The organism is Acinetobacter sp. WU_MDCI_Abxc222 (assembly GCF_025514755.1).
Lineage (GTDB): Bacteria > Pseudomonadota > Gammaproteobacteria > Pseudomonadales > Moraxellaceae > Acinetobacter > Acinetobacter geminorum.
The window spans coordinates 813248-826812 of record NZ_JAHPVG010000001.1; the positions used below are offsets into that span (position 1 = coordinate 813248).

Here is a 13565-nt window from a genome sequence, read left to right on the forward strand (position 1 = left end):
TTGGATCCAAAAAATCAACTAAAATTATAAACAGATTATTAAAAAGTATATAAACACATAAATTATATAAGTATAAAATTATTAAAAACATAAAATTAGAATGCTTGAATATTTTTATGGATCCATATTAAAAAATCTATTATGATCGATTCCAGAGCATTTTTTAGCCAAAAAAGCTCAGTTCATTTTTATGGAATGCAAGATGCATTTTTAAAACTTCAAAGGATTGTTGTTATGAAACTCAAAAGAGTAAGCCAGCTTACATTGGGACTTTTTTTTGCCAGCCAATTGTTTTACACAGCGCAAGCAGCACCTCCCAAAAATCAACAACCACCTAATATCATGATTATTTTGGCTGATGATCTTGGATTTTCAGATATTGGTGCTTATGGTGGCGAAATTAAAACCCCTCATATTGATAGTCTGTTAAAGCAAGGAAAAATGCTTTTTAATTTTCATGCTTCATCAATGTGTTCACCTACTCGTGCACAGCTTATGACAGGTGCAGATAACCACTTGGTAGGTTTAGGTGCCATGTATGAAACTTCAAAACGACAAGAAAAATTGGTTGGAGCAGATAGCCCGCGTGCACTCCTCAAAATTGATGGCTATTCAGGTCATTTAACGCAAAATGCTTATACACTCGCAGAGATTTTAAAGACACAAGATTATTACACCTTCATGGTTGGTAAATGGCACTTAGGCTATGCTCCCGAACAAAACCCTAAAGCCCGTGGTTTTGATCAATCTTTTGCTCTGCTCGATGGCTTTGATTTACATTTTAAAGACCAGCCTAAAAACTATCCGCGCAATACTCAATATACTGAAAATGGTCAAAAAGTCACACTGCCTGATAACTACTACTCGACCGACTTTTTTACACAAAAAGCTTTTGAATATTTAGACAAAAATAAAGCGCAAAAACCATTTTTTGCCTACCTAGCCTATACCGCTCCACACTGGCCACTACAAGCACCTGCTCATTATAGAGACCTATATAAAGGTAAATACGATCAAGGCTACGATGCAATTCGTAAACAACGCTTTGAGAGACAAAAGCAATTAGGATTGATTCCTGCAAATGCAGAATATCCAGTCGAGCGTGGTAACCAAGCTTTAGGCACCAAAAGCTGGAATGAACTCACCCCACAAGAGCGCAAATATGAAGCGCGCAAAATGGAAGTTTATGCGGGCATGGTTACCCAATTAGACGACCGTGTGGGCGATGTCATTCAATATCTTAAAAAGCATCATTTATATGACAATACTTTGATTGTGTTTATGTCAGATAACGGCGCTGAAGGTGGTGATCATAATTTCCCAATGGGTGATGCCGACAATCGCTATGAAAATATAGGTAACGCCAGCTCATATGTTTACATGGGACCACGCTGGGCCGAAGTGAGCAGCACACCATTTACGTACTGGAAGTCAGCCGCTTCAGAAGGCGGAGTAAGAGTTCCATTTATTGTTAAGTCACCTGTGCAGATTTCCAAACAACATGGAATTAACAATAACTTTGCGACAGTCAGAGACATATTCCCAACTGTGATGGAGCTAGCGGGGATTCAAAATAATCAGGTTTATCCAACTTCAAGCACCAAAATTAAACCATCTGGTTTTAGTCTGATCCCTGCGTTTAAAGATAATACTGCCCGTATTCGTCCTGTTAATTATTATGACTTTAAAGAACTACATGGCAGCCGCTACGCTAAAACTGACGAATGGAAACTTGTTGAAAACTCACCTTCTAAATTTAAGAGCCATGGTTGGGAACTCTACAATTTAAAAACAGATTTTAATGAGCAACATAATCTTTATGCAGCCCATCCTGAGATCGTCAAAGTCTTAAATGATAAATATTTAAGATATGCAGACGAAAATGGTGTTGTGGATTTTGAGCAATATAACAAAAAGTAGAGAAAACCAGATGAAACAGATCATGATGCTTTCATCGTTCCTCTTACTTTGTGCATGCCAAAAAACCACGCCTCAACTAGAACAGACCACCTTGCCCGACTTAGGCAGCAAAGCTAAATGTAATTCTTATTCGGGCCTTCCTTCGGGTTGGCCTAAAAATAAAGAAGCAGGCATGGTCAAGCTTCCGCAAGGAAAAATTGTTTTAGGCACCACACAAGGTTATGAAGATGAACGCCCCTTAAATTTACAGGCAACTTCCGTTCCCGCTTTTTTAATTGATGCGACTGAAGTCACTAATGCTCAATTTCAAGAGTTTGTTAAACAAACGGGTTATGTCACCGATGCAGAGAAGCAAGGCGGCGCAGCTATGTTTGTACAACCAGATCATCTAGTTGAAGAATTACAATGGTGGAAATTTGAAAAAGGGGCCAATTGGAAACATCCATGGGGCTTAAACAATCCTAAACAACCCGCGCCTCATGAGCCTGTTCGTATGGTGACATGGAATGATGCCTACGCTTATGCAAACTGGCTAGGTCATGACTTACCGACTGAGCTTGAGTGGGAATATGCAGCCAAAGGTTTTCAGCAAAATTCCGATATTGGCCCGACCCACGAAGGCCATATTGTAGCCAATTTCTGGCAAGGCGAATTTCCTTATAAAAACATTCAGGAAGATGGTTTTAAGGATATTGCCCCTGTGGGTTGTTTTAGTAAAAACCCCTTTGGTTTGTATGACCTGATTGGCAATGTATGGGAATGGACGCAAACACCCTATACAGGACCACGAGACCATCATATGGGAGATCCATCGAAATATCGGCAAAGTCACGAACAGATTTTGCAATATACGATTAAAGGTGGATCTTATTTATGCGCAACCAATTATTGCGCACGTTATCGCGCTGCCGCGAGGCATCCACAGGAACTCGACCTTGCAACTAGCCATGTCGGATTTAGAACAGTAAAACGCTTTTAAACGGATTTAAAAATGAAGCATATTTTTATTTATGGGATTTTCTTCTCAGGGACAACCCTTGCCTGCTGTTTAGCTCATAGTGAAGTAGATGGTAATTTTCAAAATACACTCACACTAAAAACATTCAACTTCGACAGACAATATGAAAATGGTACTAGCCCCGATACTCATAGCTTGAGTCAAGGCTTGATTTATCGTGGTGACTGGACCACCAAGCTTAATGAGGTTCAGCTCCACCTCAATCCAAGCATCCAATATGCATATCGCCTAAGTAACGACCAACACACCAATGATATGGTCATACCCTTTGACCCTAACACTAAGAAACAAGCGCAAGACCAAGTTAAATATGGCTTAGGAGCTGGTGTTGAATATCAAAACTTTCGCATGAATGTAGGTGAAATCACTCCCGATTCACCACTTACGCCACAAGTAGACACACATCAATTACGTGTGAACTATAAAGGCTTAGAATTAAAATATAAGACACCGCAACAAAATTTCGAGCTGGGTTTGATTAACCGTTATTCGCCAAAAAATGAGGAGGATTACCACAAACTCGCCATATCAAAACATGAATCTGACGGGCTCTATTTCTTTCAATGGGACGGCAAAACACCTAGATATCATTGGAAATTTTACAATGGTTACTTAACAGATCTCATCAATCAAAGTTACTTTGCTTTTGATTATCAATGGACAAAACAGCACACCACAAAATTACGTGTGTTTCGCCACGATGATGTCGGCAAATCAAAGCTTGGCGAATATGACAATACATCTGTAGGTGCCATGCATTTCATTAAACATGGAAACTTTACAACTGGAATTGGCTATCAAGAAAACTTTGGCAAAGATGGTATTCCAAAACTCGACAATATGCCCATCCCGCACATGGTGAACTGGACCTTAGGCGCGTTTACCAAAACAGATGAAAAATCTTATCATTTCGTTGCCTCGTATGACTTTAAAGACTACATCAAGGGTCTAAAAGTAACCTACAAATATATTTATGGCGATTCATTTCAAACAATGAATCAAAATGATTTTGAACAAGAAAGTGATGTATTGATTCAGTACGATCTAAATGCTTGGATTAAAAATCTTAAGTTTCTTTTCTTAAATATTAACTACGACACCAAACATGGCAAAAGTCTGGATGAACAGCGCATGATGCTTCACTACACGGTTAATTTCTAAATCTCTACACTCCCATAATGGCTTAACCGTAGCCATTATGGATCCAAATTAAGATGAATAAAAAATTTCAATCTAAAATTCAAAGTAAATACAAAAGTCTTTAATAGCAATTAAAAATATACAAATTAACCAACTCTAAAGAACAATATTTTTGAATAAATATACTGCTTATCAATTGACCAATATTTTTATTTGTTATAAATTGGATCCAATAAGTGATAAGGAGTCGTCACAATGTTTATTAAAAATGCTTGGTATGTTGCCTGCCGTCCAGAAGAAATCCAAGACAAACCATTAGGTCGCACCATCTGTGGTGAAAAAATTGTTTTTTACCGTGGCAAAGAAAATCAAGTTGCAGCCGTTGAAGATTTTTGTCCCCATCGCGGTGCCCCACTTTCACTTGGCTATGTAGAAGATGGAAACCTTGTGTGTGGATATCATGGCTTAGTGATGGGCTGTGACGGAAAGACCGTTTCAATGCCAGCCCAACGTGTAAATGGTTTCCCTTGCAATAAATCATATGCAGTTGTCGAAAAATTCGGTTTTATTTGGATATGGCCAGGCGAGAAAGCTTTAGCAGATGAAGCAAAACTGCCAACTTTAGAATGGGCAGATCATCCTGAATGGAGCTATGGCGGAGGCCTGTTTCACATTCAGTGTGACTATCGCTTGATGGTCGATAATCTGATGGATTTAACCCACGAAACCTATGTTCACTCAAGCAGCATCGGACAAAAAGAAATTGATGAAGCCCTGCCAGTCACTAAAGTTGACGGTGATCATGTGATTACTGAACGCTATATGGAAAATGTGATCGCACCTCCATTTTGGCAAATGGCCCTTCGCGGTAATCACTTGGCGGATAATGTACCAGTTGACCGTTGGCAACGTTGCCACTTCTTTGCGCCAAGTAATGTTCATATTGAAGTAGGTGTAGCGCATGCCGGACATGGTGGTTATCACGCACCAAGTGACAAAAAAGTTTCCTCAATTGTGGTTGATTTTATTACACCAGAAACTGAAACCTCTCACTGGTATTTCTGGGGAATGGCACGTAACTTCCAGCCAAACAATGCTGAACTCACCGATCAAATTCGCGAAGGCCAAGGCAAAATCTTTACTGAAGATTTAGAAATGCTGGAGCAACAACAACAAAATATTTTAAACAACCCACATCGCAAGTTACTGATGCTCAACATCGACGCAGGCGGTGTCCAGTCCCGTAAGGTGATTGAGCGACTACTTGCCGAAGAAAATAAAACACCTCCTGAAACGTCCGCACAGAAGTTTCCAAACATTCGGATTATTTAAAGGAGCATGAACATGGACGTTATTATTCAAAAAATTCACCAGCTTACCCCGACCATTCGTGCGTTTGAATTGGTTGCAGCAAATGGTACAGCGCTGCCGAGTTTTGAAGCAGGTGCGCATATTGATGTGCACCTAAAAAACGGCCTCACCCGTCAATATTCACTTTCAAACTGCTGCACTGAAAAGCATCGTTATGTGATTGGCGTTTTACATGATGCCAATTCACGCGGTGGCTCACGTTGCATCCACACCGAATATCGTGAAGGCGATCATTTAAAAATTGGTGAGCCGCGTAATTTATTTGAGATTCACCCTCAAACCAAACAAGCGGTTTTATTTGCGGGTGGTATCGGTATTACACCTATTTTGTCGATGGCGTATCGGCTTAAGTCGGCCAATATTCCTTTCGAATTGCACTACTTTGTTCGTAGTCATGAAATGATTGCCTTCTATGGCAATTTAACCGAGCACTTTGGCAAGCAAGTTCATTTTCACATTCAAGACCAACCAGACACCGAATGTAATATGGCTGAGGCTTTGGGCCAATCTTCACCTGATAAACACTTATATGTATGTGGACCTACAGGGTTTATGCAGTTTGTCATGAGCTCGGCCGAACAAGCGGGTTGGCATAGCGAACAGTTACATCAAGAGCATTTTGTTGCTCAAAAGATAGATACGTCCAACGATGAAGCTTTCACTATTGAAGTGAAAGGTACGGGCCGCCGAATTGAAGTATTACCAGAGCAGACAGCAACAGAAGCATTAATTGCAAATGGTTTTGATATTCCTGTTTCGTGTGAACAAGGTATTTGTGGTACGTGCATTACCCGTGTAGTAGAAGGCACTCCAGATCATCGAGATATGTTTATGACCGATGAGGAACATGCATTGAATGACCAGTTTACGCCCTGCTGTTCTCGTGCAAAAACTAAACATCTTGTGATTGAGCTTTAATACTCAAGTTCCTTTATTCAGAAATAAAGGAACTTCTTTCACCTTAAAGCACTGAGAACATTTCTTAGTGTTTCACCCAAAATCACCACACTACTGTGTTCACGCATTAAGGTTTCAGCACGCCCTGCCTGACGATGTACCAACGCATCGAAAATCGAACAATGCTGCAAATGTGCATAATGCAAACGGCGATATTCCGACAAAGCTTGATTCTGGTCATAGGTAATGGCTTGAGCAGACGCCATCGGTAATTGATTATTTTTAGCCAAGGCTTGTATGAGCGCAACGTTTTGTGCTCCCTCAATAATCGTGTCATGAAAAATGACATTAAAATGGTGATAACGTTCCAGTTCAGCATCGCCAAACTCGTCTGTTTCATTAAAGAGTTTTTCAGTTTCTTGAATGCAATGTTGCAGTGTCTTTTTCTGTTCTTCGCTTAAGCCTTGTTCTGCCAAAGTTTTTGCAGCCAACCCTTCAAGCACACCGCGCACTTCGAGAGCGTCATGAACAAGTTGCTCTGAAATTTCACGAACCGTGTAACCACGAGTTGGGTTTTTAATGAGGAGACCTTCTTGCTCGAGCAAGCGAAAGGCAATACGAACAGGCTGCCTTGAAACACCAAGTAACTCGGCAGTCGGAATTTCGGCAATTCTGGCACCGCCTTCAAGTTCCCCTGAAATAATCATTTTTCTTAGTTTAAGTAAAACTTGTTGTCCTGAAGACATTCGCTGCCACACATCACCAAAAACGTCACTTCGATGCTAGCAAGTTCATTTGCAAAATGAAATAAATTTTCTGTGTGAATCAGTGCTTAAGCATTTCTGTAGATTTTAAAAAATTAATTTACAAACCACATTCAATTAAAGATTTTTAAGATTATTGACCATAATATCGAGATTATTACGGATTAAATAAGCCAAGTTAATATCAATGCCCTCAAGCATTTTTTCTTCAACTTTCAAAACCACTTCATTACATTTATTTAGCTTATCAATACCACTGTCTGTCAGTGTAATTAAAATACGGCGGCCATGTGTTGGGTCAGGTTTTTTCTCAATCCAGCCATTCACCAGTAAATCTTGCAAAATTTTGTTGGCAGATTGCGGCTTTATAAAAGAGCGCTCAGCAAGCTTGGCATTGGATAAATTACTTTTTGAAGCTAAAACAGAAAGTGCAGTAAATTGCGGTAAGGTAATTTCAAGCTCTTTTAAATGTTCTGTTAAATGTTTACTAATAATTCGGTCAACACGAGCAATCATGTAACTTAACTTAGGCTCATCTTCTACTTTTTTTGGAACTAAATTCGAACGTACCATAACCTTTCAATCATCATAAGAAAAACTGTAGTGAAAGTATGAGGATCTACCCCATACTTTCGTTAAAACTTAGCGAGCACCTGAGCTTTGTACTAAATGTACAGGCTGTTTAGGTTTTTTGACAAGAAGTAATGCAGAGATCGCTGCAATTAAAATCACTGGAATGCTTGAACCAATCACGATGGTCGAGCTTTGTCCAAGCGAGAGTAAAAGACCAGCCATTAAAGGCCCTGCAAAAGAACCAATACGCCCGATTGCAACTGCTGCACCTACTCCAGTTCCACGCATTTCGGTTGGATAATACATGGCTGCCAGACCATACAACGCCGATTGTCCACCCACAATGAATAAGCCACAACCCACTGCCGAAAGTGCTAGTAAAGCCACTGTTGGAGAAATTGCTAAACAGCACAGTGAGAATAAAATGCCGAGATAAATCAGCTTAATCACAAAGCTCATGCGTAATTTATCAAGCAATACGCCCATGAGGATTGAACCTAAAATTCCGCCAACGTTGTAGCCCATCTGTACATAGTTTGCCTGTAGTTTTGATAGACCTTGCGCACCCATCAGCAATGGCAACCAGTTCAACAAGAAATAAAGTACCACCAGCGTACAGAAAAAGCTTATCCAAAGCTGAATGGTTGACATACGACGTTCTTTGGCAAATAAAACTTCAAAGAATGGTGTCGTTTTTTGCGCTTGAACTTTTCGTTGCAGGTAGTCATTTGACTCTGGTAAAAAGCGCATAATCAGTGGAATGAGTAAAATAGGCGCAATCCCACCAATATAGAAAATATGACGCCACTCTGCATCGCCTGCCAACGACATAGCAACAACAGAAGTGAGTAATCCGCCAAAAGGAATACCGCTATACATAATGCTCACTGCGGTGCCTTTGTGCTGGTCAGGTACAGCTTCAGAGGCAAGTGTAATCATCATTGGTAATGCCCCACCCATTCCTAAACCAGTACAAAAACGAATGAGTAATAGCAAACTAAAGTTAGCAGCATAAGCCGTTAGCAAAGACATAATTCCAAAAAGTAAAATACTGAAAATCAGAATTTTCTTGCGCCCGACAATATCGGCAAATCTGCCGCCTAATATGGCACCTGGTAGTGTTCCTAAAATTGCAGCACTAAATGCCCACGCCATCTGGGCATTGTCTAACATAAACTCAGCCCGCATTCGTGGAGCGGCTACCCCCATTGATTGAAGATCAAAACCTTCAAAAATTGCTATGGCAAAGCACAGTAGCAAAGTGATTTTTGCCCTTGAAGGCTGTCCTGATATTTTTTCCATTGTGTTGTCCTTTATTGACTAGTCGTTCCATTTAGCCCTTTGTGTATTATTGTTTAAACACACCAAAAATATCAGTTAAACTTACTAAAAAATCAACATATTTTTATGTTAAATTAATTTAAATAATAATTAATATTTAAAATACAATGAATTAAAAAATATTTATGAAATTTTATAAAAAAGACTTGAATGTAAGTTTAACTGATATTAGATTAAATCCCAGAACAGCAAAAAATCATTCAAGGAGTATGAAGATGAGTTATGAAAACCGCTGGGAAACAGTAGATGTTAAAGTTGAAGATGGAATTGCATGGGTCACCCTAAACCGTCCGGAAAAGAAAAATGCCATGAGCCCAACACTCAATCGCGAAATGATTGATGTGCTCGAAACGCTTGAGCTTGATCAAGATGCGCGTGTTCTAGTTTTGACGGGTGCTGGTGACTCTTGGACAGCGGGTATGGATTTGAAAGAATATTTTCGTGAAGTCGACACTCAGCCTGAAATTTTCCAAGAACGTATTCGCCGTGACTCATGTCGCTGGCAGTGGCAACTTCTTCGTATGTATTCAAAACCAACCATTGCTATGGTCAACGGCTGGTGCTTTGGAGGCGGTTTCTCACCTTTAGTAGCTTGTGATCTCGCAATTGCAGCAGATGAAGCAACTTTCGGTTTATCTGAAATTAACTGGGGTATCCCACCGGGTAACCTTGTAAGCAAAGCAATGGCAGATACCGTAGGTCATCGTGCATCTTTGTACTACATCATGACGGGTAAAACCTTTAGTGGTAAAGAAGCTGAAACCATGGGCCTTGTGAATAAAAGCGTACCGCTTGCTCAATTAAAAGCAGAAGTGACTGAACTTGCAAATTGCTTACTTGAGAAAAATCCTGTGGTTCTTCGTACCGCTAAAAATGGCTTTAAGCGTTGCCGCGAACTGACATGGGACCAAAACGAAGACTACTTATATGCCAAGCTTGATCAATGTATCCACCGCGATACGGAAAACGGCCGTCAAGAAGGTTTGAAACAATTTTTAGATGAAAAATCAATTAAACCGGGTTTACAGAGCTACAAACGTACTGGTTAACTTTTGATACTTTAATGGCAATGTAAGGACGCACCCCATGCAAAATGTACAGTTACTTATTCACGGTCAATCTGTTGATGCATCAAATCAGGCAACTTTTGAGCGTATTAGTCCAATTGATGGAACGGTAGCAACTAAAGCTGCTGCTGCAACATTGGAAGATGTTGATCGTGCAATCGATTCGGCACAGCAAGCTTTTAAAGTATGGTCGAAACTCTCGCCTACTGAGCGCCGTTTACGCTTATTAAAAGCAGCCGATTTAATGGACCAAAAAACCGAGCAATTCATTGAAACTGGAATGCAAGAAACAGGTTCAACTGCAACATGGTATGGGTTTAACGTTCACCTTGCTGCCAACATGTTACGTGAAGCAGCAGCAATGACCACACAAATTGACGGAAGCCTGATTCCGTCAGATGTGCCGGGCAATCTTGCGATGGGTGTGCGAGTTCCTTGCGGTGTCATTGTTGGCATTGCACCTTGGAACGCCCCTGTCATTTTGGCAACACGTGCACTTGCCATGCCTTTGGCTTGTGGTAACACGGTAGTGTTAAAAGCCTCAGAAGCCTGCCCAGCAACACACCGTCTCATTGGTGAAGTGTTACATGAAGCGGGTCTGGGTGAAGGTGTGGTGAATGTGATTACGCATGCCGCCGAAGATGCACCACAAATCGTGGAGCGCTTAGTGTCTCATCCAGCCGTGAAACGCATTAATTTTACCGGCTCAACCAAAGTCGGAAAAATTATTGCCGAGACTGCTGCCAAATATTTAAAACCAGTTTTACTCGAACTCGGTGGGAAAGCCCCTGTTATGGTTTTAAATGAAGCTGACATTAATGAAGCCGTAAATGCAGTTGCTTTTGGAGCATTCTTTAATCAGGGTCAAATCTGTATGTCGACCGAACGTGTTTTGGTTCAAGACAATATTGCCGACCAATTTATTGAAAAACTGATTGAAAAAACCCGCTCTATTCAGGCAGGTAATCCAACCTCAAAACACAATGTACTCGGTGTTTTAGAAAGTCGCCGTGCTGCAAGCCGTATTCAGCATTTGCTAGAAGATGCCCAAAACAAAGGGGCTGACTTACCTTTAGGTATCCATATTGAAGACACCACTATGCAACCGACACTGGTTCTCAATATTAAACCTGACATGCTGCTTTACCGCGAAGAATCATTTGGACCTGTATGCACAGTTCAACGTTTTTCAAGCATTGAAGAAGGCATAGCACTGGCAAATGACAGTGAGTTCGGCCTTTCTTCGGCAGTGTTTAGCCAGAATATTTCACAAGCATTAGAAGTCGCTAAACAGATTGATTCTGGTATTTGTCATATTAACGGCGCAACCGTACATGACGAAGCTCAAATGCCATTTGGCGGAACAAAATCGAGTGGTTACGGACGTTTTGGTAGTAAAGTCTCTGTTGCCGAATTTACCGAACTACGCTGGATTACTATTCAAACTCAAACACGTCATTACCCGATTTAGTCAGGCTAATGCGAATACCGACAGATTAAATAAAAATTGCATGATGCAAAAAATAAAGCGCAGTGATGCGCTTTCCATGGAGTGAAAGAAATGCAAATGAATGCCACTCAATCACAAGACCGCGAACGGTTCGTAAAACTAGGGCAACATGATATTCATTATCACCATAAAGATGACACGCTCTATATCAGCCCAAAAGAGCAATTAAAACCGTATCCACAAAAACTGACAGATCGGTTAATTCATTTTGCACAAACCAAACCCGACCATATTTTTGCAGCAAAACGCAATGCTCAAGGCGAATGGGTCAAACTGAGTTATGCAGAAGTTCTACAACGCGCATGGCACATTGCTCAAGCTTTGCATGACCGTAATTTAAGCCAAGAACGACCACTCATCATTTTAAGTGGTAATGATCTCGAACATTTAACACTCTCTATGGGTGCCATGCTGGCGGGTGTGCCTTTCTCTGCTATTTCCCCTGCCTACTCTCTTATTTCTCAAGACTTTGGCAAACTCAAACATGTGTTTGAAGTACTTACCCCAGGCATGGTCTATGCCAGCGATGGACAAGCCTTTGCTAAAGCTATTCAAGCATGTATTACATCCGACATTGAAGTGGTGACCAATAAAGGAATTGTGGGCGATCAGATTTGCACATCTTTTCAGTCGCTGTTAGATACACCAGTTTCAAATGTTCAAGAATTTTACCAAACCCTTGATGAAAACCAGATTGCCAAATTCTTATTTACATCAGGTTCAACTAAATTGCCTAAAGCTGTACCGACCACACATTTAATGTTGTGTGTTAATCAGCAAATGCTATTGCAGACTTTCCCTGAGTTTGAAGAAACGCCGCCTGTCCTACTCGACTGGCTGTCTTGGCACCACACATTTGGCGGCAGTCACAATGTCGGCATCGCACTCTATAACGGCGGTACGATTTACATTGATGATGGCAAACCCGTTGCAGGAAAATTTGACGAAACTATTCGTAATCTCAAAGAAATTTCTCCAACCGTTTATTTAAATGTGCCAAAAGGCTGGGAAGAACTCACCGAAGCGTTAGAAAAAGATGAAGAATTAAGAGACCGCTTTTTTGCCAAAGTTAAAATTTTATTCTTTGCAGGTGCAGCGCTTTCAGAAGCGGGCTGGAACAGACTCGATAAAATTGCTCAGCAACATTGCGGAGAAAAAATTCGCATCATGAGCGGATTGGGTATGACCGAAACTGCTCCCTCTTGTGCTTTTACAACTGGCCCACGCGTAATGGCTGGTTTTATTGGTTACCCTGCTCCGGGATGCGAAATTAAGCTAGTTCCATGTGGTGACAAACTTGAATTCTGTGTTCGTGGCAAACACGTCATGAAAGGCTATTGGCGCTTAAAAGCAGACCAGCAAAGCACTGTGTTTGATAATGAAGGCTTTTTCCATACGGGCGATGCCGTTCGTTTAGTCGATGTCAATGATCCCACCAAAGGCCTAATGTACGACGGACGAATTGCCGAAGACTTTAAACTCAATACAGGTACTTTTGTGAATGTGGGCACATTACGCAACAAAGTGCTTATTCAAGGTAATTTACTCATCCAAGATGTTTGTATTACTGGTTCAAACCTGAATGTGGTTGGCTTTTTGATTTTTCCAAAATTAGAAGCGTGTGCTCAACATGCAGGTCTTAAGCTTGGTGAACATTCTGCAACAGAGATATTACAACACCCTAAGGTTCAGCAATGGTTCCGCCAATTTTTAACGACCTTTAATAAAGATGCGACTGGCAGTTCAAATACAGTCTCAATGCTTTATTTAATGACCGAACCACCTCAACTCGATGCCGGCGAAGTGACCGATAAAGGCAACCTCAATCAAAGCAGTATTACGAAACGTCGTGCCGCTTTAATTGATGAGCTTTATCAAAAGCAGACTGATAACCCGCTGATTATTCGGGTACCCACCTTAAAGCAATAAGCAATTGAAATAAAAAAGGAAGCTCAAACTTCGGT

The 13565-nt window shown here is 40.8% G+C and carries 11 protein-coding genes; 8 read left to right on the forward strand and 3 right to left on the reverse strand.

Annotation, left to right across the window (positions count from 1 at the left end; genetic code table 11):
- Nucleotides 1–234: 234 nt before the first annotated feature.
- The 5 genes from KTJ10_RS03900 (at nucleotide 235) to KTJ10_RS03920 (ending at nucleotide 6367) form a co-directional block, all read left to right on the forward strand.
- Entirely contained in the window at nucleotides 235–1920 is a 1686-nt protein-coding gene (locus KTJ10_RS03900) for an arylsulfatase (RefSeq protein ID WP_262441395.1), read from the forward strand.
- A gap of 25 nt (nucleotides 1921–1945) precedes the next feature.
- Entirely contained in the window at nucleotides 1946–2899 is a 954-nt protein-coding gene (locus KTJ10_RS03905; RefSeq protein WP_262441424.1) for a formylglycine-generating enzyme family protein, read from the forward strand.
- Between the two features lie 12 nt (nucleotides 2900–2911).
- Entirely contained in the window at nucleotides 2912–4099 is a 1188-nt protein-coding gene (locus KTJ10_RS03910) for an OprD family porin (protein WP_262441396.1), read from the forward strand.
- Between the two features lie 234 nt (nucleotides 4100–4333).
- Complete coding sequence (locus KTJ10_RS03915) at nucleotides 4334–5410, forward strand: aromatic ring-hydroxylating oxygenase subunit alpha (protein ID WP_262441398.1); 1077 nt, start codon at nucleotides 4334–4336, stop codon at nucleotides 5408–5410.
- 12 nt (nucleotides 5411–5422) lie between these two features.
- A complete protein-coding gene (locus tag KTJ10_RS03920) occupies nucleotides 5423–6367 on the forward strand; it encodes a PDR/VanB family oxidoreductase (protein ID WP_068563220.1) in 945 nt (314 codons plus the stop codon).
- 38 nt (nucleotides 6368–6405) lie between these two features.
- Here the strand turns inward: KTJ10_RS03920 and KTJ10_RS03925 are convergent, their stop codons facing one another.
- The 3 genes from KTJ10_RS03925 to mhpT all read right to left on the reverse strand — a co-directional run bounded on the left by KTJ10_RS03925 (nucleotide 6406) and on the right by mhpT (nucleotide 8985).
- Nucleotides 6406–7104 (reverse strand): GntR family transcriptional regulator, encoded by a 699-nt coding sequence (locus KTJ10_RS03925; protein ID WP_199978442.1) that lies wholly within the window; start codon nucleotides 7102–7104, stop codon nucleotides 6406–6408.
- Nucleotides 7105–7227: 123 nt separating this feature from the next.
- Nucleotides 7228–7683 carry a MarR family winged helix-turn-helix transcriptional regulator gene (locus tag KTJ10_RS03930; RefSeq protein WP_017386391.1) on the reverse strand — a complete coding sequence of 152 codons (456 nt, stop codon included), beginning with the start codon at nucleotides 7681–7683 and terminating at the stop codon, nucleotides 7228–7230.
- 69 nt (nucleotides 7684–7752) lie between these two features.
- Nucleotides 7753–8985 (reverse strand): 3-(3-hydroxy-phenyl)propionate transporter MhpT, encoded by a 1233-nt coding sequence (gene mhpT / locus KTJ10_RS03935; RefSeq protein ID WP_262441399.1) that lies wholly within the window; start codon nucleotides 8983–8985, stop codon nucleotides 7753–7755.
- A 248-nt stretch (nucleotides 8986–9233) separates the two neighbouring features.
- Here mhpT and KTJ10_RS03940 point away from each other — a divergent pair, with 248 nt between their 5' ends.
- The 3 genes from KTJ10_RS03940 (at nucleotide 9234) to KTJ10_RS03950 (ending at nucleotide 13530) form a co-directional block, all read left to right on the forward strand.
- On the forward strand, nucleotides 9234–10073 hold the full coding sequence (locus tag KTJ10_RS03940; RefSeq protein WP_169538806.1) for a p-hydroxycinnamoyl CoA hydratase/lyase: 840 nt from the start codon (nucleotides 9234–9236) through the stop codon (nucleotides 10071–10073).
- 37 nt (nucleotides 10074–10110) lie between these two features.
- Nucleotides 10111–11562: an aldehyde dehydrogenase gene (locus tag KTJ10_RS03945; protein WP_262441400.1), complete on the forward strand. Its 1452-nt coding sequence runs from the start codon at nucleotides 10111–10113 to the stop codon at nucleotides 11560–11562.
- Between the two features lie 81 nt (nucleotides 11563–11643).
- Nucleotides 11644–13530 carry a feruloyl-CoA synthase gene (locus KTJ10_RS03950; RefSeq protein ID WP_262441401.1) on the forward strand — a complete coding sequence of 629 codons (1887 nt, stop codon included), beginning with the start codon at nucleotides 11644–11646 and terminating at the stop codon, nucleotides 13528–13530.
- Nucleotides 13531–13565: the final 35 nt, after the last annotated feature.